The sequence below is a fragment of the Psychrobacter sp. 2Y5 genome, from assembly GCF_051847375.1.
In the GTDB taxonomy this organism is placed as follows: domain Bacteria; phylum Pseudomonadota; class Gammaproteobacteria; order Pseudomonadales; family Moraxellaceae; genus Psychrobacter.
Genome location: NZ_JBPYDA010000015.1, coordinates 1 through 26,356, shown reverse-complemented (window position 1 = coordinate 26,356; position 26,356 = coordinate 1). Strand labels below are relative to the sequence as shown.

The following is a 26,356-nucleotide window of genomic DNA, read 5'->3' as shown; positions in this document are numbered from 1 at the left end:
TAATCCTTAATAACATAAGGGTTATTAAGGATTATTTAAAAATATTAGCCTAAAGTTATTGGCTAGTTATTCGGTATTAGCAGCGGTAGTCAGTAATTGACGAATCCGATCAATGGCCTCGCGACTCTCTTCTACGCTCGCCACCAGCGCTATCCGTACATACCCTTGTCCTGGGTTTTTGCCATTGACCTCGCGGGATAGATAGCGCCCGGCTAGAGCATGAATATTGGCTTGCTCATAAAGCGCTTTTACAAACGCTTCATCGTCCCCTGCGAATAGCTCCGGTACTTTTACCCAAAAGTAAAAGCCAGCATCCGGCATCCGCAGCTCTAATAAGTCACCTAGCTCCTGCATCCACAAGGCAAACTTCTCTTTATAAAGCGCTCGATTATGAGCGACATGCTTTTCATCCTGCCAAGCCGCAATCGACGCAAGCTGATGCGGGATAGGCATAGCGCAGCCTTGGTAAGTACGATACTGTAAGTAGGATTTTAAAATGGTAGCGTCACCAGCGACAAAGCCTGAGCGTAGACCCGGTAAGTTTGAGCGCTTGGACAAGGAATGAAAAACGATGCAGCGCCTAAAGTCATCCCGACCAAACGCCGTACAAGCTTGTAATAAGCCGATAGGGGGTTCGTCAAAATACAGCTCGCTATAGCACTCATCACTGGCAATAATAAAACCGTATTTATCAGATAATCGCAGGATAAATTCCCAATCATCCAAGCTCATCACTGAGCCGGTTGGGTTGTTTGGACTACAGATAAACAGCAGCTGAGTGCGCGCCCAAACCTCAACAGGAACCGAACGATAGTCGCCCTTAAAATCATTCTCTAACGTACAAGGAACAAAATAAGGCGTCGCTTGGGCCAGTAGTGCTGCTCCCTCATAAATCTGATAAAAAGGGTTGGGCATGACCACTGTCGGCTGCGGCGTCTCTGCACTATGATTGACCACCGCTTGTACGAAGCTGAATATAGCTTCACGAGTGCCCATCACTGGCAGTACTTCATTATAAGCATCGACATGACGTAGAAAAAACCGTTTTTCTAACCAATGAGCTATCGTTTGTCGCAGCTCAAAAGAGCCATTAGTAGTGGGGTAACAGCTTAAACTGTCCAAATTTTGCTGTAGAACGTCCAAGATAAAGGTGGGTGGCTCGTGTTTTGGCTCACCAATACCAAGCTTGATTTCGCTGTAGTTCGGGTTTGGCTTGCTGTCAGCAAGCAAATCACTCATTTTAGCGAAAGGATAAGGATGCAAAGCTCGTAAGTTGTGATTCATAGGCGCAGTAACTATAATAGACAATTAATAATAAAGTTATAAAGAAAAATAACATTAGCGCAGTGTAGCACCTCTCTTATTTTTTGTCTTTTTCTTATGGTGGTTATTACCTGTTGATATAGCAAGGCTGCTAGCAAAGATCAAAGATAGTACACCTCTACCATTCATAACTGTCGGCAGTCACTTATCTTCTAACCGATAACATTGAAGACTATAAATAATAACTACTGTGCTCTTTAGAGGACTTGATAATTATGACTAAAAGTTACAAAGCTTCTAAACCTGATAGTATTAGCGGTATGGAGTTGGATAATATCGCAAACCCAGCAGTAAAGTATGATTGCGACTCAAAACATGCGAGTAAAGTATGTGAGCAATTGAAGAGTCGTGAGCAGCAATGGTGGCAAGCTCATCAAAGTCTTATTGACCTCAAAGAGCGACAGATATTTTGGTTCGGGGAGAGCAGTATGATGATGTGGCTGCTTTGGCATTTAGTTAGCTATTTCATCGTGGCATTAGTGCTAATGCTAGCGAGCAAAATGCTAAATTTATCACTCTCGTTACAGCAATATGTGCTTATATTTGCCTTACAAACTTTAGTCTTTATCGCCGCCTTTGTCTTTAAAGGCAATCTAGCCAGACTATTACAAAACAAGTTCCACAGAGCGGAGCTAAAACGAGAGCAGTCGTTCAATGAAATGATGATTTTAGCCTCAGACAGTCTGTTTCCAGACGTTCATTCTCAAGCGCCCATTTCCCTACACAGTATCTACGAGCAGTATGACAAACAGATACAGCTAATGAGCTTATATACTTTACTCAATCGTGAAATTGATGCTGGAAGATTGATTTTACAGTATGAAACGCAGGCAGGTTCATTGCCATTAGAGCTTGCCGAAGATGAGCTCAATGATGTTGCTGAAGACATCATTTATAGAAGTACGGTGTCATAGTCTTAACGCATAAAAGCTTTAGCTCATCAGCATGCACTCATAAATAGGGGTAACTAGCCGTCCTATTTATCAGCGACAACTGACCCTAGTGATAACGGTATCAGCTATGATCTGCGCGAACACTCAGAGAGGCTATCAATGCCTCTTTTAGGGTAGCTAACATAGCATCAGATAAGGGTGCGTCATTTCGGTCACTAATATAAAACATATCTTCAGCACGCTCACCTAAGGTGGTAATACGAGCGGCGTGCACTTCTATATTTTGCTGCAAAAATACTTGACCCACACGGGCCAACAATCCGGGTTGGTCCAGTGTTTGTAAACTCATAATATGCTGGTTAGAAGCCTCGTTGAACTCAAAGCTGATCGTCGTTGGAACATCGAAATGCAGTAATTGCCGAGGCAGGCGCTTGCTGGTCAATTTCGGAGCGCTAGGATCTTTGAACGCATCGATTAGGCGCTGTTTTAACTCTTCTTGCTCGTCAGCTTCCGTCAATAAGGTACCGCTACGATCAAGCAAGACGTAAGAGTCTAGAGCAAAATCACGCGTAGCAGTGATAATACGTGCATCTAACACATCCAAGTTCATCTGATCAAAGACCGCCATCGTCACTGCAAATAGATTATCCTGATCTTGGGTGTAGACGAACACTTGTACCGCATCTAGCGCCAGCTCTCTGTGCTCGCGTAGCACTACTAAAGGCGCACTATCAGCATCTGAGGCCCGTCCAATCGGCGGATGCGCCAAAATCGCTGCCGTGTGCCAAAGGATATCCTCAGCAATCTCTCGTAAAAAGTACTCATCGCCTAAGTCGTCCCAAAGCCTTAGCACCTCTTCGCGGTCCATGTGCTGATTGTCTGCTGAGTCAAGCATCTGCATAGCCTGCTTACGAGTGGCGCGGATCATATCTTGACGGTTGGTAGGAGCGTCGATATCAGCACGCAATATACGCCGCGTCTGCGAGTACAGCTGCTTCATAAGACTGGCGCGCCAGCTATTCCAGAGCTGCGGATTAGTGGCATTCATATCGGCAACGGTGAGTACATACAGATGATTGAGATGAGTGACATTACTGACAAGATCGGCAAATACAGTCACTACATCAGGGTCTGATATGTCCTTTTTTTGCGCGGTCATCGACATCAGTAAATGATAACGCGTCAGCCAGCCCACCAGATTAGCATCCGCTAAGCTCATGCCATGCTTGAGACAAAACTCGATCGATTCGGTCTGCCCAAGCTCGCTATGATTACCGCCGCGACCTTTGGCAATATCATGGAACATCGCCGCGAGCACTAAAATCTCTTTACGTTCAATACGCTGAAAGATAGCGCTAACTAGCGGAAAGTCTTGTTGAAACCTGTCATCGGTAAAGCGATGCAAAATACGAATCAAAAACAGCGTATGCGCATCGACCGTATAGCGATGGAACAAGTCATACTGCATCAGCCCCGTCACTTGCGCAAAAGAAGGAATATAATTACCTAAGACGCCGTAACGGTTCATCGTTCGCAGACGATGAAATAGATAGTTTTGCTCTTTAAGATTAGCCAAAAACAGCGCTTGATGCTCAGGAGTGTCACGATAGTTTTGATCAATACCGCGGGCGGCTACTTTGAGCGCGCGCAGCGTATGGGTACGGACTTTTTTGAGTCCATGTTGTCCCATAAGTAAGAACATCTCCAAGATAGCTTCGGGATGCTGAGCAAACACACGATGATGGGCGATAGCGATTTGATCGCCAATTTGATTGAAGCGCGCGGTTAAGGGGCGCTTGCTTGGGCGCTCATCGATAGGCAGGTGCGGCTCTATGATGGTCTCAAAATAGTGATTGGTTAGCATCTCAGACAGCGTTGAGATTTGCATAGCGCAGCGATAATAATCACGCATAAAGCGCTCGACCGCCGCATTAGGCTCATCATCAGGCTGAGTCTCATAACCCATAAGCGCAGCGATATCACGTTGATAATCGAACAACAGCCTATTTTCATTACGGCCGGTCAGCTCATGCAAATAATGACGTATTTGCCAGATATAACTCTCGGCAAAGCTGAGCTCATCAAACTCCTTTTCGGTCAAAAAGCTCTGCTGTACTAAGTCATAGAGCTTACCGACCCGAAAATAGCGCTTAGTGACCCAGCCGATAATATGAATATCACGCAGACCGCCAGGGGCTGTTTTTATATTTGGCTCAAGATTGTATTCGGTAGCATTGTGTTGTAGATAACGGTTTTTGGCTTCCTCGATTTTAATCTCATAGAAGTCGAGCTGTGACCATAGCTTATTAACGACGGCGATAGGCGTGTTTTTTAGGTCATTATTGCCTATGAGCAGTCTTGCTTCTAGCAAGGAGCTGGCTACTGTGTGATCATGAGCGGCCTCTAAGCAGTCATCGACGCTACGCACAGCCAGCGCTGGTTCAAGGCCAACATCCCAAAGCATAGCGACTAAGCGGTCTATTTTATTACTGACCTCTTTGGTGATTATATTAGGAGACAGTAATAAAATGTCGATGTCTGAATACAAAGACAGCTCACCGCGGCCATAGCCGCCAACGGCAAATAGTGCCAGATCAGTCTGCTCCAATTCGAACCATAAAAAAAGACTGCTTAATAGCTCATCGATAGCGCAGGCGCGTGCGGCTACCAGTTGTCTGATATTGACCCCGCGCTCAAGCGCTCGGCTGATATCTTCTTTGATCTGAGCTAGCCACTCAGGGATACCTAATAAAGAGTGTTTGCTGGGATCACTGACGACCAATAAAGGCGTGCCTGTTGACTCATCAGGCGGAGCCAATGCTGGTAACGGCGTAATATACATAGATGCAACATCGCAAGTGAACATGATCGTTATCCCATAAACCAAATACTTAGAAATCGAAAACTGAGAGCTGTAAAGCTACAGCTGAGGGTTGTCATACTATGTTTTGTTTTAATACTATAAAGTATAAATCAACCGCAAAAAAAAGACCGCGTAAGCGATCTTTTCTTTATGTAACTACTGAGTCAAAAAACTCAAGTCTTCTTCGGGACGAGTAGTAAAGACTTCGCAGCCATTGTCCGTGACCACCATTGTATGCTCCCACTGCGCTGAGAGCTTACGGTCTTTGGTAATCGCCGTCCATTCATCTGGCAAAATTTTGGTCTGCCAAGTGCCTTGGTTGATCATCGGCTCAATGGTAAAAGTCATGCCCGTCTTGAGCTCAAAGCCTGTGCCTTTTTTGCCATAATGCATGACTTGCGGCTCGTGGTGAAACTCATTAGATATACCGTGACCACAGAACTCACGTACGATACTAAAACGCTCAGGCTCGACGACCTCTTGAATCGCCGCGCCGACATCGCCGAGACGGGCGCCGTCTTTGACCACACTCATACCCGCGTAGAGCGCTTTTTGCGCGACATCACAAATGCGCTTAGCCATGATAGAGCCTTCACCGACGATCCACATCTTAGAAGTATCGCCATAGTAGCCGTCTTTGATCACTGTCACATCAATATTGATAATGTCGCCGTCTTTAAGAAGTTTGCTTTCGGTAGGAATGCCGTGACAGACCACGTGATTGACAGAAGTACAGATAGATTTTGGGAAGCCATTATAGTTCAGCGGTGCCGGAATCGCTTGTTGCTCGTTGACGATATAATCATGAGCGATTTGGTTCAGCGCTTCGGTACTGACGCCAACCTTGACATGCTCATCTAACATCACTAGGACGTCGCTGGCAAGCTTGCCTGCCACGCGCATTTTATCTAAGGCTTCAGGAGACTGAATGAGAGATTTTTTTATCATATTGTTATACTTACAGTTAAAGATTTAAAGTGCCCTAATTATAGCATAAATGTACTATTTAAGGATTGAACAGCTTTGTTGCACATTATATGGAGATAGTGTGTATGAATCACAATATCCCCTTAGCCGTCAAAAGTCGGTTATTGACCTATCGGTTTTCAAAAAACACGTATTGTCAATTGATTATTACAAAGTATATGAGTAATGTAATTCGAATGCTAAATGGATTGGCATAGGTTTTTGCGAGCTGCTACTGATTGCGACTAAGTAGTTTGTACTCAGTAGTTTATGTAATTGAGCTTATACAAAGACCGATAAACCTCAATAATAACAAGGATGTGCTCATGACTCTCAAGGCCTCTCTCTTCGCAGTATCAAAAAACAAAATGCTACCCATGCTAAGTGCTTTAGGTACTAGCGCTTTATTACTGACCATGCCAGCCACATCAGCGCAAGCTGCTGGAAGTTTCTATAACTGCGCCAATGCTACTGGCTGTCAAAAAGTAGATAGCAAATGGTGGACCTCAAGCCATACTGATACCAAGTACCCGTTAGTAATGACTCATGGCCTAGTCGGTTTTACTAAACTGCTAGGCATCGATTATTTCTATGGTATTCCGCAAACTTTAATGAGCGGTGGCTCAGACGTTTATGCCACTAAGACCTCGTCCTTTAATGATAGTAGAGTGCGCGGTGAGCAGTTATTACAGCAAGTCAAAACCATTAGTGCCGTCTCTGGCAGTCCGAAAGTTAATCTGCTCGGACACAGTCACGGTGGACACGATATCCGCTATGTCGCTGGCGTTGCGCCGCAGTATGTCGCTTCAGTGACGGCGGTTGCCAGTCCTGGTCAAGGCGCTGCATTAGCGGATTGGGTGGTTGAGCAGATCGATAATGACAGAGTCAATGGCGAGTACAATACCGCGACCAAAGCCGCTTTAACGCTATTTGGCTTTCTAGGTAATTTTATGGATCTAAACGCCGGTATTCCTATTAACGAGTTGCAAGAGCAGGATGGTTTTGGTGCGGTAACGGCCTTGACGACTGAATACACAAAAGACTTCAATCGCGAATTCTCTGCAGCGATGCCTACTAGCTACTGTGGTCAGCCGACTGCAACTAAAGTCAATGGTATTAATTACTATTCTTTCAGTGGTGTTGGTCAAGTGACCAATGTCCTTGATCCTATTGATTATGTGATGTTAGCCACCTCACAGGCTTATGATGATCCCAATGATGGCTTAGTATCAGCTTGCTCTAGTCGGTTGGGTTACGTTATCCGTGATGATTATAAGATGAATCACTTAGACTCCGTCAACCAACTATTAGGTTTAGTCGCTTGGGGTCAGCCCAATCCCAAGACAGTCTACCGCGATCAAGCCAATCGTCTGAAAAAAGCGGGTATGTAATTCGCTATCACGCCTATATTAGCAGCGTTAACATCTAGTTTGTCTAAACAACAATAAGCAGGGTCAACTCGGTTGACCCTGCTTGCTCATAAAATAAACTAAGCTATGTCTTCAATATAAATAGTAAATAGGCAAAGAATCGCTATGACCTCCAATAACCGCCGTTTTCCTTATGGCCTGCTCATTATTCTTGCTCTTGTGATAGGTGTTATTGCAGTCATTATCTGGTTTAAGCCTGACCGAAGCTCTGCTGAGCCAATGACAGCGGTGGCTAGCGCTGCCGATAATGACAGCGACAGTTCGATGACAGCTATGTCAGATCCTGATAAAGGTGAGGAGGCACTAGCGCCGCAAACTAATACCTTTACCACAGGTCTTGAAAGCCTACCGCGGTCCTTGCAAGGTACAGATGTCGATGGCGAGATTATCATCGATGAAAATAAGCAATTGGTGGTGACTGAAGGCTTACGGCGCTTATTCGATTATTTTTTATCAGCGCTCGGTGAAGAGAGCGAAGCCACTATTTATGCTCGCGTTGAGAGCTATATCCGTTATCACACCCCTGAGCCAGCCGCTAGTCAAGCCGTGGCTATCTTTGATCAGTATGTCGCCTACCTCAAAGCCATCCCTGACATAGAGAAGCGCTATGGCAATTTGCAACTGCAAGCGACCAAAAGTGGTCAGTTAGATTTAAATGCCGTAGCGCAGCAAAGACAGGATGTGGCTCAGCTGCGCCAGCAGTTTTTTGCCCAAGAGACGATTGTCGCTTTTTTTGGTAGCGAGGAGGAGTACGACAACTATAGTATGGAGATGGTCAGAATCAACCAAAACCAGCAACTCTCCGAGGCACAAAAACAAGCGGCACGGCAAGACTACATTAGCCGTATGCCCGATAACACTATCAAGGCCAATATCGAGCAGCAAGCCAACTTAAGCGAGCTGATGGCGCGTACTAAGCAGATGAAAGCGAAAGGTGCATCGCCTGAAGCACTGTATAACATGCGCCGTGAGCTAGTAGGCGAGGCGGCAGCAAAAAGGCTTGCCCAAGTTGATCAGCAAGACGCCAATTTCGATCAGCGTTTTCAGCAGTTACAAAGACAAAAGCAGCAAATTCTGGCTCAAACCGCTGACAAGGCGCAGGCACAAACTCAAATCACCCAGTTAGAAAAACAGTTATTTGACGATGCCGAGCGTAAACGTTTGGCCGGTTACGCCGCTTTGGAGAAGATAGCCCAAAAGTAGTTAGTATTGGTTACAATAAAATATAATTATTAACACTAAGTAACTTATAGCAATGATGAAAATAGTAGTTAATAGAAACTGATTCAGTTAAGTTTATTAATAAGAGCAATGTGAAATGTTATAGTTGTTCTTGTTTAATAATGATATCAATAAACTCATTTAGTACTAATATTAGGAGCTCAAATGAAAAACACGATCAAATTGTTGATGACTAGCATTGCTTTAGTCAGCGTATTGGCAGGTTGCCAATCATTAGCGACGCAGCCCACCGCTGAGCCAAATATTACTGGTACCGATGTTATTTAAGACCATTCAATGAGCTAATAACTCAAAAGTAACTTATTCAAAGTTGATGTTATAGCTTACAGGGTCCATTTTATTTATTTCAAGTTCTATTAAGCCTTGCTAGCTAGCGAGGTTTTTTTAGGTCAGCTTTACGATGAGCGGTACTATATATGAAGCAATACAATAAAAAAATTATCAAACGGCAGTCAGTTAGCAGCTAAGAAGACAACTAGCAAGCGTCGTTAGCAAAACCCCTCCAAAGTGGAACAAAGAAAGAGCTAAGCATATACTCAACTAGTGATGACAGTGACGAGGATGTTGTGGATAATAGCTGTACAGTTCGGTCAAAAGAAAAATTAATAGATCTGTTATGATAAATGCCTATTAACGCATTACTATCAACTAATAACCAAATCATTTACTTAACTTTTTAGGAGAAGATATGAAAAATATGACTAAATTAGCTATGGCTGCCACGCTAGCTGTTGGTACGCTTGCCGGTTGCCAAACCACTCCTGGCGTGACCGCTCCAGTCGCTCAGCCCCTAACAGTTGATGCCCTTGAAGCCTATAATTGGCAACTAGTAGATGCCAAGCGCGCTAATGGCGAGAAAGTAACCCAGCTATTCACTATGCCAAATAATCCGCTAACTTTGAACTTCTTTAAAGACAATGGCAACCAACGCGTTAGCTTCATGAATACTTGTAATAATATCGGTGGCACTTATCGCGTTGTTGATAATAATGTGCAGCTAGGTAACGTAATAAGTACTATGAAGGCTTGTCCTGAGCCACAAGCTAGCTTTGACACGGCGACTATGGCGACTGTACAAGGTAAATATAGCCTAAATAGAAATGCGAACAATGTGCCTATCTTGACTATTCGTAACGATAATCAAGTTGCTCATTTTAAAGCCGTTGCTAAGTAGAAATAGTTCTGATCGGTATATAATAAAATATAAAACCGATTTCAATGTAAGATAACATTGATACAACCAATAAAGAGCGCCTTACTTTTTAAGTAGGGCGTTTTTTTGCAAAAATAACTTAGCAATTGAATGAAGTAGGCTTATGATGAGAAATACTAGACTTTACAGTCATTCAATTGATTAAAAGCACTTTAAGATTATGAATAAACAGCGGTCAATATATAATCATTATCTCGAAATTATACTCTCGTTGTAGGCTGGCACTTTTAGCCCAGCGTCATAGATAGTAAAAGGCACCATCATGGCACATAAAAAACAAAACCTACCTGAGAAGATTTGCCCAGTTTGCCAACGCCCCTTTACCTGGCGTAAAAAATGGGAGAAGGATTGGGACAATGTGGTGTATTGTTCGGAGCGCTGTCGGCGAAGTAAAGTAAAAATCGAATAGTTAGAGAATAAAAAATTCAGCCCATCAATGAATAAGCTGAATTTTATGTTGTAGTGTTTTTTAATTATTATTGACGATCAAAAATGACATCTTCGCCGTCATTGTTCTGTACTTCATCTTGGTCTTCGTAGCCGATGAAAGTAAGTTTATTACCTTCAATTTTGATACTCATCTGATAATAAAATGATAAATCGTCACCGCCGGTACTACTATATAGAGACTGCCCAAGCGTAAATAGACCATTATTACTTAGCGTATAAGTATTCCAGTCCATACCGGCAAGTGGAACAGTACCGTATTCATAAGGCAAATCTTGATCTACCTCGATATGGAAAAAGGTTTGATCATCTAAAAAGCCAAATAATACCAATTCATCATCAAGTTCACCAGCCCGTGCCTTCCAGATACCTAATTCGTTTTCAGACTTAGCTTTGGTAAACTGATACTTTTCGTCGTTGTCGACTATCCCGCTATCGTCCTCGTCGACGCCTAACGTCAGTATATCACCAGTGATTTGTACCGTTCTTAGTAACTCATCTGATAAGCCAGAACTGCCATTATTATCAAAAATGACATCGTCAATTTCTAATTCATTATTTGCTTTTAGCGAGTATTCGCCCCACTCAATACCATTATCCGAGCCTCTTGAGGAAGTAGGACCAGTCACTTGGGTTTGTACATAAGTACCATCGTCTAAAAATGATAGAGTCACTAGCTCTTCGTTACCAAGATCCATTCGCCACAGCCCTGATAGCATCTGCTCATCGACTGACTCTTGAACAGCAGTTCTTGAGAAGGTAAATGAATCGTCATCGACATCAAGGATGAGCTGCTCATCATCAGTCACGCGCGCGTAACGAGTGCTTGGCTCTGATAGCCCTTTGCCAGCATTACTATCAAAGGTTTGAGTGGTTGTGAGTTGATTGGTGGATGGGTTGATCGCATAAGTACCCCATTCAAGACCGTTTTCATCATTATCAACTGAGAGATCCGAATTTACCTGTACATGAACGTACTGACTCTCATCTAAAAAAGCGACTCCAATCAGCTCATCATCTGTATCGTCTACATCGTCAAAGCTCCAAGCGCCTACGATGCCATCAGGCTCGATTTCTGAGAACTTATATTGTTCATCACTATCGATGCTACCGTTTTCGTTCTCATCGACTTCCAGGATCAGCTTACCGTTAGATACACGGGCTGATAGGTTTGGCGCATCTGACAAACCCATACTACCATTCTCGTCAAACAGCTGTGTGGTGGTTAATTCTCCAGTTTTACTGTCAATCTCATAGGTTCCCCATTCAAGACCGCCTTGTGGATCATCAACCAGCGATTCGTTGTCAACCTGAACTTGCACATAAGTACCGTCACTCATAAAAGATATGGCGCTCAAGCTGTTGTCATTACTACTATCTTCACTCCAAAAGCCGACGATATTAGTGTCAATATCTGACTGATCAGGTTGCGACGTAGATGGTCCATCATTATCATCACCACATCCTTGTAAAAACAGCGCTGTAGTAATGGCCAGTAGTGTCAATTTGAAGGGTTTCATTTTTATCTCTCCTTGAATAAAAAATGTAAAATCGAACTAAGCTCACACGAACGTCCTTGTTCCTCCTTTTAGTAGAAAAAGAAAAATGCCTTCAAGATGACGGCATAGAATATAACTAGCACACCTTAATTATATTCACAATATTGAATATATCAAAAACAATCCGGATAAGCGAATTAAAATATTAAGAAAAAAAGACAGTTTAAACGTCTGGTGAGAGGATGTGGTATACGTGTTGTCGCACAAAAAAGCTAAAGCTTCTTTGAATTGTGCTTAAAAAATAAAAAATGGCGGTGTCACTATTAAATAGTGTCAAATAAGATATGACTAAAGACACTGTGATAAAAATAATAACAAAGACAAAAAATTTGGCGTACTAAATTTTAATTAGTACGCCAAAGGCAATTCACAATATTCTGCTAAACCTTTAATAACCCTACAGATTCGGATTTAACCACTTCTCAGCGGTATTCATATCCCAATCTTTCCGCTTAGCATAATCCTCTAACTGATCTCGGCCTATTTTTCCGACGTTGAAGTATTCGCTATCAGGATGGGAGTAATAGAAACCGCTTACCGAAGACGCTGGCCACATCGCAAAGCTCTCAGTCAACGTCGTACCGATAGCGTCAACCGTACCGAGCCAATCAAACAATTTGCCTTTTTCCGTATGCTCAGGGCAAGCAGGGTAGCCAGGGGCAGGGCGGATACCGACGTACTTTTCTTTAATCATCTCATCATTGGTTAAATTTTCATCAGCTTGGTAGCCCCAATAGTCCTTACGGATCAGCTCATGCAAATGCTCAGCAAAGGCTTCGGCTAGGCGATCGGATAGCGCTTGTACCATGATCGCGTTGTAGTCGTCACCTGCTGCTTTGTAATGCTCAGCCAAGTCTTCGGTGCCAACTATCGATACCGTAAAGCCACCGATATGATCGGTGTGGCTACTTGATGGCGAGATAAAGTCCGCTAAGCTAAAGTTGGGCTTGCCACTGGCTTTGTCCGACTGCTGGCGCAAATGCTCAAAGGTATGTGTTGGCTGTCCGCCGTCTTCAAGCGCTTTGTCATAAACGCTAATCGTATCTGCGCTAGTGCGCTTGGCTGGGGCAAGTTTAAACACCCCTTTGGCCACAATGAGCTTTTCATCGATCATCTTTTGCATTAAGTTTTTAGCATTATCGAACAAATCACGCGCTGCCTCACCAACGACCTCATCTTGAAGGATTTTGGGGTATTTACCAGCCAGTCCCCAAGAGATAAAGAACGGTGTCCAGTCGATATAAGGTAGCAAGTTATCGATAGGGTAGTCGTCTAATATCACCTGACCGAGTTTATTCGGTACGGGCGGAGTATAACTGTCCCAATCGTACTGAAAACCACCCTCGATGGATTCGGCATAAGACAACTTCGCCGCTTTAGGTTGACGCTTCGCCAGACGCTCGCGTACTTTGATGTACTCTTCACGCGTCTCATCAATAAGGCCTTGACGATTGTCTTTGGAGAGTAGCTTAGTCACCACCCCGACTGAGCGCGAGGCATCTGAGACATAGATGACCGCATCGTTACTATATTGCGGCTCAACCTTAACAGCGGTGTGCGCTTTAGAAGTGGTAGCACCGCCGATCATAAGTGGCAGGGTCATACCGCGCTCTTGCATTTGCTTGGCGACATAGACCATCTCATCGAGGCTAGGAGTAATCAAGCCTGACAAGCCGATAATATCAACTTTTTCTTTTATCGCTGTATCGAGAATAGTCTCACACGGTACCATGACTCCAAGATCGACGATATCGTAGCCGTTACAGCCGAGTACCACGCCGACGATGTTTTTACCGATATCATGGACGTCGCCTTTGACCGTCGCCATCAGGATTTTACCTTTGGTCTCGCCTTCGACTTTTTCCGCTTCGATATACGGGTTCAGCCAAGCGACCGACTGCTTCATAACGCGCGCCGATTTCACCACTTGTGGTAAGAACATTTTACCGGAACCAAATAAGTCGCCGACGATATTCATGCCATCCATCAGTGGTCCTTCGATGACCTCTAGCGGTTTGGGATATTTCTCCCAAGCCTCTTTGGTATCAGCATCGATAAAGGTGGTGATACCTTTAACCAGGGCATGAGCGATGCGCTCTTCTACGGTGCCCTCGCGCCAGCTCATGTCGACGGTACTGTCTTTTTTCTTGCCGTCGTTTTGGAAGTTTTCAGCCACGGTCATTAGCCGCTCGGTGGCATCTTGACCGCTCTCGCCTTGATTACGATTGAGCATTACATCTTCGATGGCATTGCGGGCTTCCTTAGGAATATCGTCATATATCTCCAGCATCGCTGGGTTGACGATGCCCATAGTCAGGCCATTCTGAATGGCGTGATAGAGGAATACTGAGTTAATAGCTTCGCGGATGGGGTTACCGCGGAAACTAAACGAGACGTTAGAGACGCCGCCCGATACCATCGCATTAGGCAGGTTGTCCGTGATCCATTTGGTGGCGTTGATGAAGTCTGCGCCATAATTGTTATGCTCAGTAATGCCGGTGGCGACCGCAAAGACGTTCGGGTCAAAGATAATATCTTCAGACGGGAAGCCGATATCATTAACGAGCACATCGTAGCTGCGCTGACAGATTTGAATTTTACGCTCAAGGCTATCGGCCTGACCGTCTTCATCAAAGGCCATAACGATGATAGCCGCGCCGTAACGCATACAGAGCTTGGCATGACGCACAAACTCCTCATAGCCCTCTTTTAGAGAGATGGAGTTGACCACGCATTTACCCTGCGCGCGCTTAAGGCCTTCCTCGATGATCTCCCATTTTGAGGAGTCGAGCATCAACGGCACACGGCTGATATCCGGCTCACCTGAGACCAGATTGACAAAGTGGATCATCGCTTGCTTGGAGTCGAGCATGCCTTCGTCCATGTTGATATCGACGATTTGCGCGCCGCCTTCAACTTGGTCACGTGCCACGTCCAAAGCTTCAGTATAAGCTTCGGTTTTGATTAAACGTAGGAACTTCTTCGAGCCAGTAACGTTAGTACGTTCACCGACGTTGACGAACAGGCTGTCAGGCGTAATAGTAAATGGCTCTAGCCCTGATAAACGGCAGGCCGGGGCAATCTCAGGAATCGCGCGCGGTGGATAGTTAGCGACCATCTCCGCGATGAGACGAATGTGCTCAGGAGTAGTACCACAGCAGCCGCCCACGATGTTTAAGATGCCTGCTTTGGCAAAGCCTTCTAGCAGCGCGGTGGTTTGTTCAGGGGTCTCATCGTATTCACCAAACTCATTAGGCAAGCCGGCGTTTGGATGGGCTGAGACATACATACTGGCGATATTCGAGAGCGTTTGGATGTGCGGGCGTAGCGCATCAGCGCCGAGTGCACAGTTGAAGCCTACCGACAAAGGTTTCGCATGACGCACTGAGTTATAAAAAGCTTCAGCAGTTTGACCAGAGAGCGTACGACCCGAAGCATCAGTAATGGTGCCTGATATCATAATCGGCAGCTCAAAACCGATATCATCGAAAACACCAGTGATAGCAAATATCGCCGCTTTAGCGTTCAGCGTATCAAACACGGTCTCGATTAAAATAATATCGACGCCGCCTTCTATTAGCGCTAATGTCGCTTCACGGTAGTTATCGGTTAACTGATCAAAGGTAACGTTACGATAAGCGGGATCATTGACATCAGGCGATAGCGAACATGTTCGCGAAGTGGGACCAATGACCCCTGCAACAAAACGCGGCTTGTCGGGGTTCTTCGCAGTAAACTCGTCTGCAGCCTTGCGCGCTATCTGAGCGGCGGTAATATTAAGCTCTGGCACTAGATATTCCATATCGTAGTCGGCCATCGATAGCCGTGTGCCATTGAAGCTATTAGTCTCAATGATATCTGCACCTGCTGCGAGATGATCATGATGAATATCGGTGATCATTTGCGGCTGCGTTAGCACCAGCAGATCATTATTACCGCGCACATCTTGCTCAATATCGGCAAAACGCTCACCACGATAGTCTTTTTCCTCTAATTTGTAGGTCTGAATCTGCGTACCCATCGCACCATCGAGCATCAAAATACGCTTTGCCATTTGCGCTTCTATACGCGCGCGGGCGCTAAGCTGTTGCTCTTTGTACGGAAAGACAGACGGCGGTGTTAGCACAAAATCATTAGTCGTGGTTTTTGAAGTCATAGAAGAAGCACTTATATCATTATGTCTAAAAGGGAAGAGTAGCTGGTTAATATAATAAAAGTAAATGTAGGCATATTAACATGAAAAGTAAACCATTTACGGGTCACTTGAGATCAGTTTCTATGATTTTAATTATCTATAGAGTCAATAAAAAGATATAGGTAGCTATTTTTTTTAAACATCTCTTAACATATTAACGTCGTGTATGAGCAAGTTTGTAAACAAGATAACTTTAAATAAATATCATTTCGATTTTCAATATTGATAACAACGCTAACAGAATTCCACAGTAAAACTAAGGCGTTAGCGACTGCCTAAAAACTGAGCAAAACTTACACTGACATTACAAAAAGTAGCGTAATAACAAATTTATATAGAAATTCTATATGTTAATTTGAGTTCAGAAGGATTGTTCTTCTATAAGAATTTCTTATAAGTTTTAGTTTTGTTATTCATTTTAGTGCATATATACCAAAGTGATAAACCAAGACTCATAGTTTTTTATAAAAGATCCCCTCTATACAACAACAAATCAACTCCTATGGTAAAAAATAGGAGATATTTCATGAATAAGGATATAACTATGAAAATGACTAAATTAGCAACTGTAGGAGCTTTAGCGGTATCACTGGCAGGTCTATCAGCTTGTAATAATATGATGCCAGTGAAAAATACGGCGATGAAAGCGCCTATGACTACGCAAAATATGGCCAAAATGAATGTAGTACAAGTGGCACAAAGTAATGCAGACTTCTCAATACTCGTAGAAGCAGTACAAGCTGCCGGCTTAGCAGGTATGTTATCTGATCCTAATGCTAACTATACTGTCTTTGCACCAACCAATGCTGCTTTCGCGCAAGCGTTAAAAGATACAGGAATGACAAAGGCTGAGCTATTCGCTAACAAGCCCTTGTTGAGAAAAATATTAGGCTATCACGTGGTAAATAGTGACATGGCTATGTATGCCAAAGACGTTATGCCTGGTAATGTTATGACCGCTAGTAACGATACTTTAATGGTTACTCCGCAGAAAATGCTGATGGATGAAAACGGTCGTACTGCTACTATCATTAAGACGGATATTGCAGCAACAAATGGTGTGGTCCATGTTATTGATAAGGTGCTATTACCAAAATAAGCTGTCTATTTAAAGGGTTAATCTAAACAGTTAGCCTGACTCAATCGTTAGTGAACCTTGATGAGCTCATTATTCAAGGTTCACTAATATTATTTAATTAACAATGTTCAAAAGCTTAATTTGTTTATTTAGTCAAGTCGATTATTTGCGTAGAGACTGGATATTTCAAGCATAAAAGAATAAGGCCACAATAAGTCTAAGCTTCATATCAATACCTATACCTCCATATCATTACCTATACATAGTATTAGCCATTTGATGTGTTACTCTCAAACTTGAATTGCTATCGTTAATTATGACAGCAATAAGAACTTTATTCACAACACCACTCATATTAATTAGAAAGGATACTCTTATGTTAAAGAAGACAATACTATCTCTAGCGGTTGCCACTTCTGCCTTATCGCTAGCAGCCTGTAACGACACGGAAACGGTTGCCGATCCAGTAGAGCCAGAGATGACAACTACTGAAGTCACTGAAACAGAAGTGATGGTTGATCCGGCAGTTGAGGCGGATCCGATGGTTGAGCCAATGGCAGACACGATGGCGACTCAGTCTATTGCTGAAATAGCAGCAGACAACGAAAACCTAACGATTCTGACTGCGGCACTACAGTCAGCTGGTCTTGATTCGATGCTAATGTCTACAGATAGCCAGTACACTGTATTTGCACCTACTGATGATGCTTTTGCTCCAGTACTAGAAAAGTTAGGCGTTACTAAAGAAGAGCTGTTGGCTAATACTGAGCTACTCAACAGCGTTCTACCTTACCATGTTGTTCCTATGGTGGTAATGGCAGCTGATATTCCTTACGGTACAGATATCGAAACGGCCAACGGCAAGACGATTTCTATTAGCGATGCTAATGTCATCACGGATGCAACTGGTAATACGGCAAACATTACCGGAACTGATATTATGGCGACTAATGGTGTCGTTCACACTATCGACACGGTACTAATGCCTGAGTAATCTCTAGTAGACCTAAATCAAACTTCTAAAGAAGCTCAGCCTATAGGTTGGGCTTTTTTTTGCGTCAATTTTGGGTATCAATCTTACATGGTAATGAAGTTTTTAGATCGCCTAATGTCAAGTAGGAAAGGTTATTTGCTCTAGCAGGTCTGATAGGCGAAGCAAATAACTTTCTAAGGAGGGCAGACAGGTGCCATAAAAAAACTCGCAACCTAAGCTGCGAGTTTTTATAAGACGTTCATTCTTTATTGACGCTGTCTTTTATCAGAGTCTAAACTCTAGGATCTTTACGCAGATCTGTTTCTTGTCTTTTTAGCGCAACTTCAGCGGCATGACGATCTTCCCAATAAGTGGCGTTTTTGATACCGAATTTCTTAGGATCAAAGACGAATCTATTAGAAGTCGTACCACCACCTGCTTTGAGCTGTGCTTCGTAATCGCGTAGGATATCGATAGCAGGACGTGCCACAAAGAAGATAATGATAATACCAACAATGTTGAGCCATGCCATGAGACCAACGCCGACATCGCCAAGTCCCCAGATAAATCCAGAGCTGTTCAATGCGCCATAAGCGACCATGAACATGATGACTAGCTTGACAACGAATTGACCGATTTTACTAGCGCCTTTACCCATAGAGCGGGTGAGGTAAGAGATATTGACCTCAGCGATATAGTAGTAAGCCAAGATAGTAGTAAAGGCAAAGAAGAATACCGCAATCGCAATAAAGGTATCACCAAAAGTACCGTAGACTGATTCCATCGCCATTTGGGTAAATGACGGTGAGCTTATCTCAACGTCAGCTGCGACGTTCTGTACTAGGAATTGACCATCGGCCAAAGTTCCTTGAATGTTGTACATGCCAGTAGATAAAATCATAAAGGCGGTAGCAGAACAAACTAACAAGGTATCGACATATACTGAGAATGCTTGTACTAAGCCCTGCTGTGCTGGATGATCGACCGCGGCAGCTGATGCTGCGTGTGGACCTGTACCTTGACCGGCCTCGTTTGAGTAAATACCACGCTTCACACCCCAACCGATAGCAGCACCGAAGCCTGCTTGCGCGGTAAAGGCATCACCGATGATCATGCCAAACACTTTTGGAATCATGCTAAAGTTGGTAAACATAATCAGTAGCGCTAGGATGATATAGCCTAATGCCATGAAAGGAACCGCGTATTCAGTAAAGGTTGCAATACGCTTGATACCACCAAAGATGATAAAGCCTAAAACCACTAGGATGATAGCTAAGGCGATTAGACGAGTGGAGCCTGTGTCTATGCCCATGAAGTTCATCGCTGAGCCTTCACCTGCGACCTGAGCGACAGCATTGATAACGCCGTTGGCCTGTACGCCAGGTAGGAACACCCCACAAGCGACAATAGAAGCAATGGCGAATAAAATACCGTACCATTTTTGGCCAAGTGCGCGCTCGAAGTAGTAAGCCGGGCCACCGCGATACTCGCCAGTGACGACGTCGCGCTCTTTATAAATCTGACCTAAAGTAGACTCGACATAAGCGGTTGATGCGCCCAAGAAGGCCACAATCCACATCCAGAATACTGCACCTGGGCCACCAAAACCGATGGCGGCTGCTACACCGGCGATGTTACCCATACCGACACGGCCTGCAAGAGATACCGCTAGTGCCTGAAAGGATGAGATACCATCATTGTCAGGTTTGCCCTTAAATAACAGTCTGAGCATCTCGCCAAATAAACGCACTTGTACAAAGCGCGTTAAAATAGAATAAAAAAGCCCAGCGCCTAAGCATAAATAAACCAGCGCGGGGCTCCAAATAATGTCATTTGCTAAACCAACTAAACCTTCCATATCTATATTCCTCAAACGTCCTCAGTAGCGTATCGATAAGGATAGAAACCGCAACCAAGCTATCTTGGGCTTCTATTGAACGTCCTACTGAGTATGAGTTTCTTGTGTTTACCCGCGCGGCTCATCGCTTCATTCCATGAATATCTTTTGTAACGTTCCAACAAACAATGAGCTGCGGTGCAATTCCATTTGCCGCCTTGGTCACTACACTATAGTAATATCGTTATGTCATAATGACTTAAAAAATATCATAGGATAGTTTTTTAAAACATTATGCTAAATCGATAATAAGTTCATCAGCACTGACAGCTAGCTTTATAACTATACGCTAAAAACCAGACTTTGTAACAGACTATCTCTATCTAGTATTAAATCTACTACTAAATGTATGCCAACCGTACGGCTGCGTAACAGCAATTTGCCATATTTTTTAGTAAATTACTAGGTATTTTTTATCTCATAACCGTTTTTTTTGCTTAAGCAAACTAAAAGGCAATTTAAGTTTAGTACTGAGAATAAATTTATCAAATATCATTTCTGGTGGCTTGTAAGGTAGCGCTGCTACTAGTTTGCGGTTGTGTTTTGGTAACGGTCAATTGTAAAACAGCTATGATGTTGCCATCATTAGCACCATAGACTTAGATTGCCTACATACCGTTTTAAGAATAGCTATATGTAGCGGTCTATAAGCATGACTCATTATGAGATTATTATTTGGAGACATATAAATGGCACGCCAATCTATTATCAAGCCTTTATCTTTTGTTAAACCTTTATTGTTATCAGCGGTATTAGCGACCTCAGCCGTGAGTCTAAGCGGTTGTGGTTATAACAATTTGCAATCACAAGATGAGCAAGTCACCGCTTCTTGGTCAGAGGTGGTCAATCAGTATCAACGCCGTGACGATCTAGTACCAAACTTAGTAAAAGTGGTACAGCAGTACGCTGATCAAGAGCAAGAGGTGTTTACGGAAGTGGCGGCAGCACGCTCACAAGCGGGCGGTATCACCGTTACTCCAGAGCTCCTTAATGACCCAGAAGCGATGGAGCGTTATGCTGAGGCACAACAGCAGATGACGGGTGCTCTCTCCAGACTTATGGCAGTATCAGAGCGCTATCCGGATTTAAAGTCCGATGCGCTCTTCCAGGATTTGCAAGCGCAATTAGAAGGTACTGAAAATCGTATCGCCGTAGCCCGTAATCGTTATATTCAAGAAGTGCAAGGCTATAATACGACGGTGCGTCAGTTTCCAACGAACATCACGGCTAAAGTGTTCGGCATGGATACTAAGCCGAACTTTACGGTCGCTAATGAAGACGCTATCTCTACCGCACCTGAAGTTGATTTTGGTGAATAGTTTTAGCAAGTCATTATTTGAAAAAACACTAGGTAAGATAGATTAGATGAGCAACTCTAGAGCAATCGTAACCGCCGTATTATTCGCCCTTAGCGCCGCGAGCACTTCTGCGCTGTCTGCCGCGCAGAATGAGGTCGCTGTGGCTAGCGCTGATGCTGATGTTCAGAACCAACGCAGCGTTGAAGACTTAGTTGCTATCGCGAAGGCAGGCGAGTCTAATGAAGCGATCAACGATGCGGTACTCGGTAATGAGGCAATCAATGACGCTATACTAGGTAACGATGCTATCAATCCTAATGCAGCCAATGCTAATAGCAATGCCGCTAACCCAGCCCAAGCTAACAACCCGCCACCTGTTCAATCTACCGCTGCTGGCGTTGATGCGGATAAGCTGATTCTCAATAGTCCAGTCATCGATCAAGCCAATATCTTAAACCCGCAACAAAAGCAGCGCTTAGAGGCGCAGCTGCAAGGCATCTATCGTCAGGGGCTTGCGCAAGCGGCGGTGGTAATCGTACCGACAACTGATGGTATACCTATCTTTGATTACTCTTTGCAGACGGCTGAAAGATGGGAGTTGGGCGAAGCCGATACCGACGATGGCCTATTAATCTTAGCTGCTATTAATGATCGCAAGATATATATATTGACAGGTTATGGCTTAGAAGGAGTGCTACCTGATGCTGCAGTCAATCGTATTATCCGTGAAGACATTACCCCTTACTTTAAGCAGAACGACTATGGCGCAGGGCTATTAGCCGGTTTGGATAAAATCGAGCAGCGCTTAACCGCCGATCCAGAGATATTAGCCCGCGCCGACGCGCAAGCAGAAGCGCGCCGTGCCGAGCAAGGCTCAGATGAGCTGCCATCGCCTATTTTTTTATTCCTTATGGCGATGATATTCGGTAGTTTTATTACTAATATATTCGGCCGTGTGCTCGGCTCTATTCTAACCGCGGGTGGGTTCTTTGCTGGCTCGTTAGCGTTAGGCGGCGGTTTCTTTATGACCGTTATTATGGCTATATTTATCTGGCTATTCTTAATTTCTCGCGGCTCAGGCGGCGGCGGTCGCGGTGGACGCGGCGGCGGTGGCGGCATGATATTCTTACCCGGTCTTGGCGGCGGTGGTGGCGGTTTCGGCGGCGGTGGTTTTGGTGGTGGTGGCTTCGGCGGCGGCGGCGGCGGCTTCGGTGGTGGCGGCGCTGGCGGCTCTTGGTAGCCTGCGCGCTATTCACTTAACCGCGCCTAATTCCTAATTGAGTCAGTATTTATTCATAGAGCAATAGCATATTTGAGGAAACACAAGCATGGTCCAAGATAACTCGTCGCAGGCAAGTTTCGCTCGCTTATGGCGTCAGGTCGCATTTGTACCCGTGCTGCACAGTAGGTGGTTGACGCCAGAGGCGAGGGCACGTCTGACCGCGAAGGTAACAGAAGCTGAAATCGGCCATCGCGGTGAGGTGTTCTTAATTATAGAAAATGCTTTGCCGATTCAGGCCGCTTATCATACAAATGCGCGCGCGCGGGCTATTGATTTATTTAGCGATTACCGCGTGTGGGATACCGAAGAGAACACCGGCGTCCTAGTCTATGTCAATATCTGTGAGCAAAGCTTAGACATTATTGCGGATCGTGGTATCAGCGCCCATGTTAGCCCAACCGTATGGCGGGCCATGTGTGATAAGGCGGTGGCCGGTATCGCTAGCAAAAAAGTCGAGGAGAGTCTGGCCGATTTGCTCGATGAGGTTGGGCAGCTGCTGCGTCAATACTATCATCTCGAGCAAGACCCTGCCGGTAACGAGCTATCTGATGCAGTGGTTTTTTTGAAGTAAGCTATAAGTACAAGAACGTATAACAGAGACACGGTAAGGGTAAAAAATGATTGAGCTGATAAAAAGACTACCAAAAGCTGAGCTGCATTTACATATCGAAGGGTCACTTGAGCCAGAATTAATGTTTAGGCTAGCCAAGAAGAATGAGGTGACTATTCCTTATGAGACAGTAGAGGAAGTACGCGCCGCTTATAACTTTACGAATCTACAGAGCTTTTTGGATATCTATTATGCTGGGGCCAATGTTTTAATCACTGAAGAGGATTTTTATGATCTGACTTGGGCCTATATCTTACAGTGCGTGGACAATAATATCGTCCATACTGAGATATTCTTCGACCCGCAGACCCATACCGAGAGAGGTATTGAGTTTGCAACAGTCATCGGTGGTATTAAAAGGGCGCTTGCGGACGCTCATAAGCAGTACGGTATTACGTCTGCTATCATTATGTGCTTTTTGCGGCATCTATCTGAGCAAGACGCCTTTGAGACCTTCGAGCAAGCCTTAGCCTATAAGGACGATATCATCGGTGTCGGTCTCGATTCGGCAGAGATAGGCAATCCACCAGCTAAGTTTGAAGCAGTGTTTAAACGCGCCAAAGCCGAGGGCTTTAAGCTTGTCGCTCACGCCGGCGAGGAAGCCGATTTTAGCTATATCAATGAGGCTTTGGACTTATTAGCGATTGAGCGAATCGATCATGGCGTGCAGTCGATCAATAGCCCAGAACTGATGCAGCGCCTAAAGGAAGAGCAAATACCGCTCACCGTCTGCCCCAACTCCAATATTGAACTCAAAGTATTTGACGATTATCCGCAGCACAATATTAAACAGCTACTAGACTACGGCCTAAACGTCAGTGTCAATTCCGACGATCCGGCTTATTTTAAAGGCTATATCAATCAGAACTTTATCAACCTTTATGAGCATATCGATTTATCGGCAGACGATATCATAACTTTAGTCAAAAACTCTTTTAAATCAGCGTTTATCAGCGAGGAACTAAAGCAAGCGTATCTCGATAAAGTAGATACCGCAGCGAATGCTTAATAACGCAAATATTTAGCCTCCAACTTAACACGCTACTTGTCTGACTTATTGATTACTTTGTCAATCAATACCGGCATCACTGCGCCTGCCTTAGCCGCTAGAGTGAGGTCCACCACCGTACTAGGCGTAGGGTTAGGGTTGATTTCAATGATCTGCGCGCCGTTTTGCTTGGCCAGCTGCGCCAGTCCTGCCGCCGGATAGACTAAGCTTGAGGTACCGATACTCATAAAGATATCGCAATTCGCTGCCGCATCCTCAGCCGTTTGCCAAGCGGCCACCGGTAGCGACTCGCCAAACCAGACAATATCAGGCCGGATATAACCACCGCACTGTGGGCAAGCGATTAGCTGCTCATCGAAATCGAGCGGCTTATCTTTAGCATTGGGATCATCTTCATAAACGCTATCGCATTGGCTACAGCGATTTTTCCACAGATGACCGTGCAAGTGGACAGCCTCGCTCCCTGCCTGCTCATGCAAGTCATCGACGTTTTGGGTGATTAAGGTGATGTGCTGCTGCACTGAAGCGCTAGCGGATTGCCACTGCGCTAAGGCTCGATGCGCCGGATTGGGCGCTTTGTCATGCACCAGCTGCCGTCGCCACTGATACCAAGACCAGACCAGCTTAGGATCGCGCGCAAACGCGATAGGACTGGCTAGATCCTCGGCGCGAAACTTCTCCCACAGGCCCGTTTGCTTATCTCGAAAGGTTGGGATACCGCTCTCAGCTGAGATACCGGCGCCAGTCAAAATACAAATGCGCTTGGCAGAGCGTAATAATTGCGCCGCTTGCTGAACTTGTGCTATTAACTCTGCTGATAATTCTGCTACCATGACTTAATCCTCATTCTGCACTTTATGGTCAACGTACTTTAATAACCCTCAATTCAATAACCCTCAATTCAATAACGATGGATGTATGCCTTTATGATAGACGGAATATGGTGGCTTGTCATATTGCTAAGTGTCGTGGCTGCACTGTGGCTACTGGCCAAGGCACGCGGTGCAAAAGTGGCGAATGGTGCCAGCGCTAATAAACTACCCAAGAACGATGCGCTGCAAAAGACCGTTACTTTACTCAAAAACAGCTTTCCTGAGTATCAGGTCAGCCGCAAAGCCAAGCATTTACTCGTCAGCCGCCAAGGCAAAAAAGTCGCGATGATCACTATCGATAACAGCATCGCTGCTGGTCAGCGTAGATTAGGCGAGGTGCCAATCATTAACTATCACCGCGCTCCTAGCCGCGAGTTGTTAGCTGCTCATTTAGCAGACGCGGAGTAGAGCAAGCCTAAATTTAGCTATAACCCTTTTAGCTACATCAGTACTCGTTTGTGAATGTTCAACACGCCCGAGATCTTATGAAAAATCTTCTCTATAATTTATTTGTTTTATTAATTAATTAGCAGTCAAAGTTTAATATTTCTATGCCATAAAGATTAAATAAAGTATATTAGGGTGATAGACTACCTCCACTCTATATTAAAAGAGTACTTTATGAGTAATGTTCGGTTCTTTTCGTATTCGTTAGCAACTTTTAGTTTAATCACCTCATTAGCTGCTATTTTTATTATCAATATCGTTTATTAAGGATAAAAACTATAACAATAGTAAATCGATACAGTATATCTTGAGCAGTTTATAATAAGACTAGAAGCCTTGAAGAGGGCTTTTTTTATGCCTATAAATCGTGGCTAGCTGTGAGCTGACTTTATGCGACTTGTCATGAGACTATGCTTGCATAATAAGCATCGTTATCCTTTTAATGTACTATGCGGCGATGAAAGCGCTATTTGAAAGCTAAGAGATGTTTGAGTGACTACTCGCACTTTGACAAAAATAGAGAAGAAGCCTTGGCAGCTCTAGGGGATGCTTTCACAAACGAAACGTTTGATGGGCTCACCGGATCTAGCCAATACCAAGACTTCTTCAATAGACTTTAGCAAATGAGTAGCATAAAGGTCAATTAGTCATCCAGTCTCTGCACTGATCTCACAAATCTCATATTCAGACTTGCCGAGTAATGTCGAATGCCCTTATGATGGTTGTATTTTGTCTAAGATGAGTTATCACTTTATCGCT

Annotated in this window: 20 protein-coding genes; 13 read left to right on the top strand and 7 right to left on the bottom strand. The window is 44.3% G+C overall.

Features of this window, described 5'->3' with window-relative positions; genetic code table 11:
• Positions 1-66: 66 nt before the first annotated feature.
• Positions 67-1,284: a succinyldiaminopimelate transaminase gene (dapC, locus tag ACS8E3_RS12160; protein WP_439244535.1), complete on the bottom strand. Its 1,218-nt coding sequence runs from the start codon at positions 1,282-1,284 to the stop codon at positions 67-69.
• Between the two features lie 254 nt (positions 1,285-1,538).
• On the opposite strand from dapC, the gene ACS8E3_RS12155 reads away from it, so the two are divergent.
• Positions 1,539-2,237: a hypothetical protein gene (locus ACS8E3_RS12155; protein ID WP_439244533.1), complete on the top strand. Its 699-nt coding sequence runs from the start codon at positions 1,539-1,541 to the stop codon at positions 2,235-2,237.
• 100 nt (positions 2,238-2,337) lie between these two features.
• Here ACS8E3_RS12155 and glnD read toward each other — a convergent pair whose 3' ends face one another.
• Positions 2,338-5,082: a [protein-PII] uridylyltransferase gene (gene glnD / locus ACS8E3_RS12150; RefSeq protein WP_439244531.1), complete on the bottom strand. Its 2,745-nt coding sequence runs from the start codon at positions 5,080-5,082 to the stop codon at positions 2,338-2,340.
• Between the two features lie 153 nt (positions 5,083-5,235).
• Positions 5,236-6,027, bottom strand: coding sequence for a type I methionyl aminopeptidase (gene map / locus ACS8E3_RS12145; protein WP_439244530.1), 792 nt, complete (start codon positions 6,025-6,027; stop codon positions 5,236-5,238).
• Between the two features lie 344 nt (positions 6,028-6,371).
• On the opposite strand from map, the gene ACS8E3_RS12140 reads away from it, so the two are divergent.
• From ACS8E3_RS12140 to ACS8E3_RS12120, 5 genes are all read left to right on the top strand, one after another.
• The gene (locus ACS8E3_RS12140; protein WP_439244528.1) at positions 6,372-7,436 is read left to right on the top strand and encodes an esterase/lipase family protein; all 1,065 of its coding nucleotides are present in this window, start codon (positions 6,372-6,374) and stop codon (positions 7,434-7,436) included.
• A 144-nt stretch (positions 7,437-7,580) separates the two neighbouring features.
• Positions 7,581-8,678 carry a lipase secretion chaperone gene (locus tag ACS8E3_RS12135; protein ID WP_439244527.1) on the top strand — a complete coding sequence of 366 codons (1,098 nt, stop codon included), beginning with the start codon at positions 7,581-7,583 and terminating at the stop codon, positions 8,676-8,678.
• 183 nt (positions 8,679-8,861) lie between these two features.
• Entirely contained in the window at positions 8,862-8,984 is a 123-nt protein-coding gene (locus ACS8E3_RS12130; protein ID WP_439244526.1) for a hypothetical protein, read from the top strand.
• 421 nt (positions 8,985-9,405) lie between these two features.
• On the top strand, positions 9,406-9,891 hold the full coding sequence (locus ACS8E3_RS12125; RefSeq protein ID WP_439244524.1) for an META domain-containing protein: 486 nt from the start codon (positions 9,406-9,408) through the stop codon (positions 9,889-9,891).
• Positions 9,892-10,192: 301 nt separating this feature from the next.
• Positions 10,193-10,339 (top strand): DUF2256 domain-containing protein, encoded by a 147-nt coding sequence (locus tag ACS8E3_RS12120; RefSeq protein WP_439244522.1) that lies wholly within the window; start codon positions 10,193-10,195, stop codon positions 10,337-10,339.
• Between the two features lie 67 nt (positions 10,340-10,406).
• Here the strand turns inward: ACS8E3_RS12120 and ACS8E3_RS12115 are convergent, their stop codons facing one another.
• Together ACS8E3_RS12115 and metH are read right to left on the bottom strand one after the other, a co-directional pair.
• On the bottom strand, positions 10,407-11,897 hold the full coding sequence (locus ACS8E3_RS12115; protein WP_439244521.1) for a hypothetical protein: 1,491 nt from the start codon (positions 11,895-11,897) through the stop codon (positions 10,407-10,409).
• A gap of 436 nt (positions 11,898-12,333) precedes the next feature.
• Positions 12,334-16,092 carry a methionine synthase gene (gene metH, locus ACS8E3_RS12110; RefSeq protein ID WP_439244520.1) on the bottom strand — a complete coding sequence of 1,253 codons (3,759 nt, stop codon included), beginning with the start codon at positions 16,090-16,092 and terminating at the stop codon, positions 12,334-12,336.
• Positions 16,093-16,675: 583 nt separating this feature from the next.
• Between metH and ACS8E3_RS12105 the strand changes: the two genes are divergently transcribed.
• Both ACS8E3_RS12105 and ACS8E3_RS12100 read left to right on the top strand, forming a co-directional pair.
• Positions 16,676-17,230, top strand: a complete 555-nt coding sequence (locus ACS8E3_RS12105) for a fasciclin domain-containing protein (protein WP_439244519.1) — start codon at positions 16,676-16,678, stop codon at positions 17,228-17,230.
• Between the two features lie 355 nt (positions 17,231-17,585).
• Entirely contained in the window at positions 17,586-18,203 is a 618-nt protein-coding gene (locus tag ACS8E3_RS12100; protein ID WP_439244518.1) for a fasciclin domain-containing protein, read from the top strand.
• 271 nt (positions 18,204-18,474) lie between these two features.
• On the opposite strand, the gene ACS8E3_RS12095 is transcribed toward ACS8E3_RS12100, so the two are convergent.
• On the bottom strand, positions 18,475-20,040 hold the full coding sequence (locus tag ACS8E3_RS12095; protein WP_439244517.1) for an alanine/glycine:cation symporter family protein: 1,566 nt from the start codon (positions 20,038-20,040) through the stop codon (positions 18,475-18,477).
• Positions 20,041-20,768: 728 nt separating this feature from the next.
• Here ACS8E3_RS12095 and ACS8E3_RS12090 point away from each other — a divergent pair.
• The 4 genes from ACS8E3_RS12090 to ACS8E3_RS12075 all read left to right on the top strand — a co-directional run bounded on the left by ACS8E3_RS12090 (position 20,769) and on the right by ACS8E3_RS12075 (position 24,278).
• On the top strand, positions 20,769-21,398 hold the full coding sequence (locus tag ACS8E3_RS12090; RefSeq protein WP_439244515.1) for a LemA family protein: 630 nt from the start codon (positions 20,769-20,771) through the stop codon (positions 21,396-21,398).
• A gap of 46 nt (positions 21,399-21,444) precedes the next feature.
• Complete coding sequence (locus ACS8E3_RS12085) at positions 21,445-22,617, top strand: TPM domain-containing protein (RefSeq protein ID WP_439244513.1); 1,173 nt, start codon at positions 21,445-21,447, stop codon at positions 22,615-22,617.
• Positions 22,618-22,705: 88 nt separating this feature from the next.
• On the top strand, positions 22,706-23,230 hold the full coding sequence (locus ACS8E3_RS12080; protein ID WP_439244511.1) for a TPM domain-containing protein: 525 nt from the start codon (positions 22,706-22,708) through the stop codon (positions 23,228-23,230).
• A 46-nt stretch (positions 23,231-23,276) separates the two neighbouring features.
• Entirely contained in the window at positions 23,277-24,278 is a 1,002-nt protein-coding gene (locus tag ACS8E3_RS12075; RefSeq protein ID WP_439244509.1) for an adenosine deaminase, read from the top strand.
• A 32-nt stretch (positions 24,279-24,310) separates the two neighbouring features.
• Here the strand turns inward: ACS8E3_RS12075 and ACS8E3_RS12070 are convergent, their stop codons facing one another.
• Complete coding sequence (locus ACS8E3_RS12070) at positions 24,311-25,111, bottom strand: NAD-dependent deacylase (RefSeq protein WP_439244507.1); 801 nt, start codon at positions 25,109-25,111, stop codon at positions 24,311-24,313.
• Positions 25,112-25,204: 93 nt separating this feature from the next.
• On the opposite strand from ACS8E3_RS12070, the gene ACS8E3_RS12065 reads away from it, so the two are divergent.
• Positions 25,205-25,558 carry a hypothetical protein gene (locus ACS8E3_RS12065; protein ID WP_439244505.1) on the top strand — a complete coding sequence of 118 codons (354 nt, stop codon included), beginning with the start codon at positions 25,205-25,207 and terminating at the stop codon, positions 25,556-25,558.
• Positions 25,559-26,356 lie beyond the last annotated feature (798 nt).

What these genes read in the sequence shown, in the direction of transcription:
- ACS8E3_RS12135 (WP_439244527.1), top strand. Translation starts at nt 7,581, where the DNA reads ATGACCTCCAATAACCGCCGTTTTCCTTATGGCCTGCTCATTATTCTT.
- glnD (WP_439244531.1), bottom strand. Translation starts at nt 5,082, where the DNA reads ATGTTCACTTGCGATGTTGCATCTATGTATATTACGCCGTTACCAGCA.
- ACS8E3_RS12080 (WP_439244511.1), top strand. Translation starts at nt 22,706, where the DNA reads ATGGTCCAAGATAACTCGTCGCAGGCAAGTTTCGCTCGCTTATGGCGT.
- ACS8E3_RS12115 (WP_439244521.1), bottom strand. Translation starts at nt 11,897, where the DNA reads ATGAAACCCTTCAAATTGACACTACTGGCCATTACTACAGCGCTGTTT.
- ACS8E3_RS12155 (WP_439244533.1), top strand. Translation starts at nt 1,539, where the DNA reads ATGACTAAAAGTTACAAAGCTTCTAAACCTGATAGTATTAGCGGTATG.
- ACS8E3_RS12095 (WP_439244517.1), bottom strand. Translation starts at nt 20,040, where the DNA reads ATGGAAGGTTTAGTTGGTTTAGCAAATGACATTATTTGGAGCCCCGCG.
- ACS8E3_RS12065 (WP_439244505.1), top strand. Translation starts at nt 25,205, where the DNA reads ATGATAGACGGAATATGGTGGCTTGTCATATTGCTAAGTGTCGTGGCT.
- ACS8E3_RS12085 (WP_439244513.1), top strand. Translation starts at nt 21,445, where the DNA reads ATGAGCAACTCTAGAGCAATCGTAACCGCCGTATTATTCGCCCTTAGC.
- ACS8E3_RS12130 (WP_439244526.1), top strand. Translation starts at nt 8,862, where the DNA reads ATGAAAAACACGATCAAATTGTTGATGACTAGCATTGCTTTAGTCAGC.
- map (WP_439244530.1), bottom strand. Translation starts at nt 6,027, where the DNA reads ATGATAAAAAAATCTCTCATTCAGTCTCCTGAAGCCTTAGATAAAATG.
- ACS8E3_RS12125 (WP_439244524.1), top strand. Translation starts at nt 9,406, where the DNA reads ATGAAAAATATGACTAAATTAGCTATGGCTGCCACGCTAGCTGTTGGT.
- ACS8E3_RS12070 (WP_439244507.1), bottom strand. Translation starts at nt 25,111, where the DNA reads ATGGTAGCAGAATTATCAGCAGAGTTAATAGCACAAGTTCAGCAAGCG.
- ACS8E3_RS12100 (WP_439244518.1), top strand. Translation starts at nt 17,586, where the DNA reads ATGTTAAAGAAGACAATACTATCTCTAGCGGTTGCCACTTCTGCCTTA.
- metH (WP_439244520.1), bottom strand. Translation starts at nt 16,092, where the DNA reads ATGACTTCAAAAACCACGACTAATGATTTTGTGCTAACACCGCCGTCT.
- ACS8E3_RS12105 (WP_439244519.1), top strand. Translation starts at nt 16,676, where the DNA reads ATGAAAATGACTAAATTAGCAACTGTAGGAGCTTTAGCGGTATCACTG.
- dapC (WP_439244535.1), bottom strand. Translation starts at nt 1,284, where the DNA reads ATGAATCACAACTTACGAGCTTTGCATCCTTATCCTTTCGCTAAAATG.
- ACS8E3_RS12140 (WP_439244528.1), top strand. Translation starts at nt 6,372, where the DNA reads ATGACTCTCAAGGCCTCTCTCTTCGCAGTATCAAAAAACAAAATGCTA.
- ACS8E3_RS12090 (WP_439244515.1), top strand. Translation starts at nt 20,769, where the DNA reads ATGGCACGCCAATCTATTATCAAGCCTTTATCTTTTGTTAAACCTTTA.
- ACS8E3_RS12075 (WP_439244509.1), top strand. Translation starts at nt 23,277, where the DNA reads ATGATTGAGCTGATAAAAAGACTACCAAAAGCTGAGCTGCATTTACAT.
- ACS8E3_RS12120 (WP_439244522.1), top strand. Translation starts at nt 10,193, where the DNA reads ATGGCACATAAAAAACAAAACCTACCTGAGAAGATTTGCCCAGTTTGC.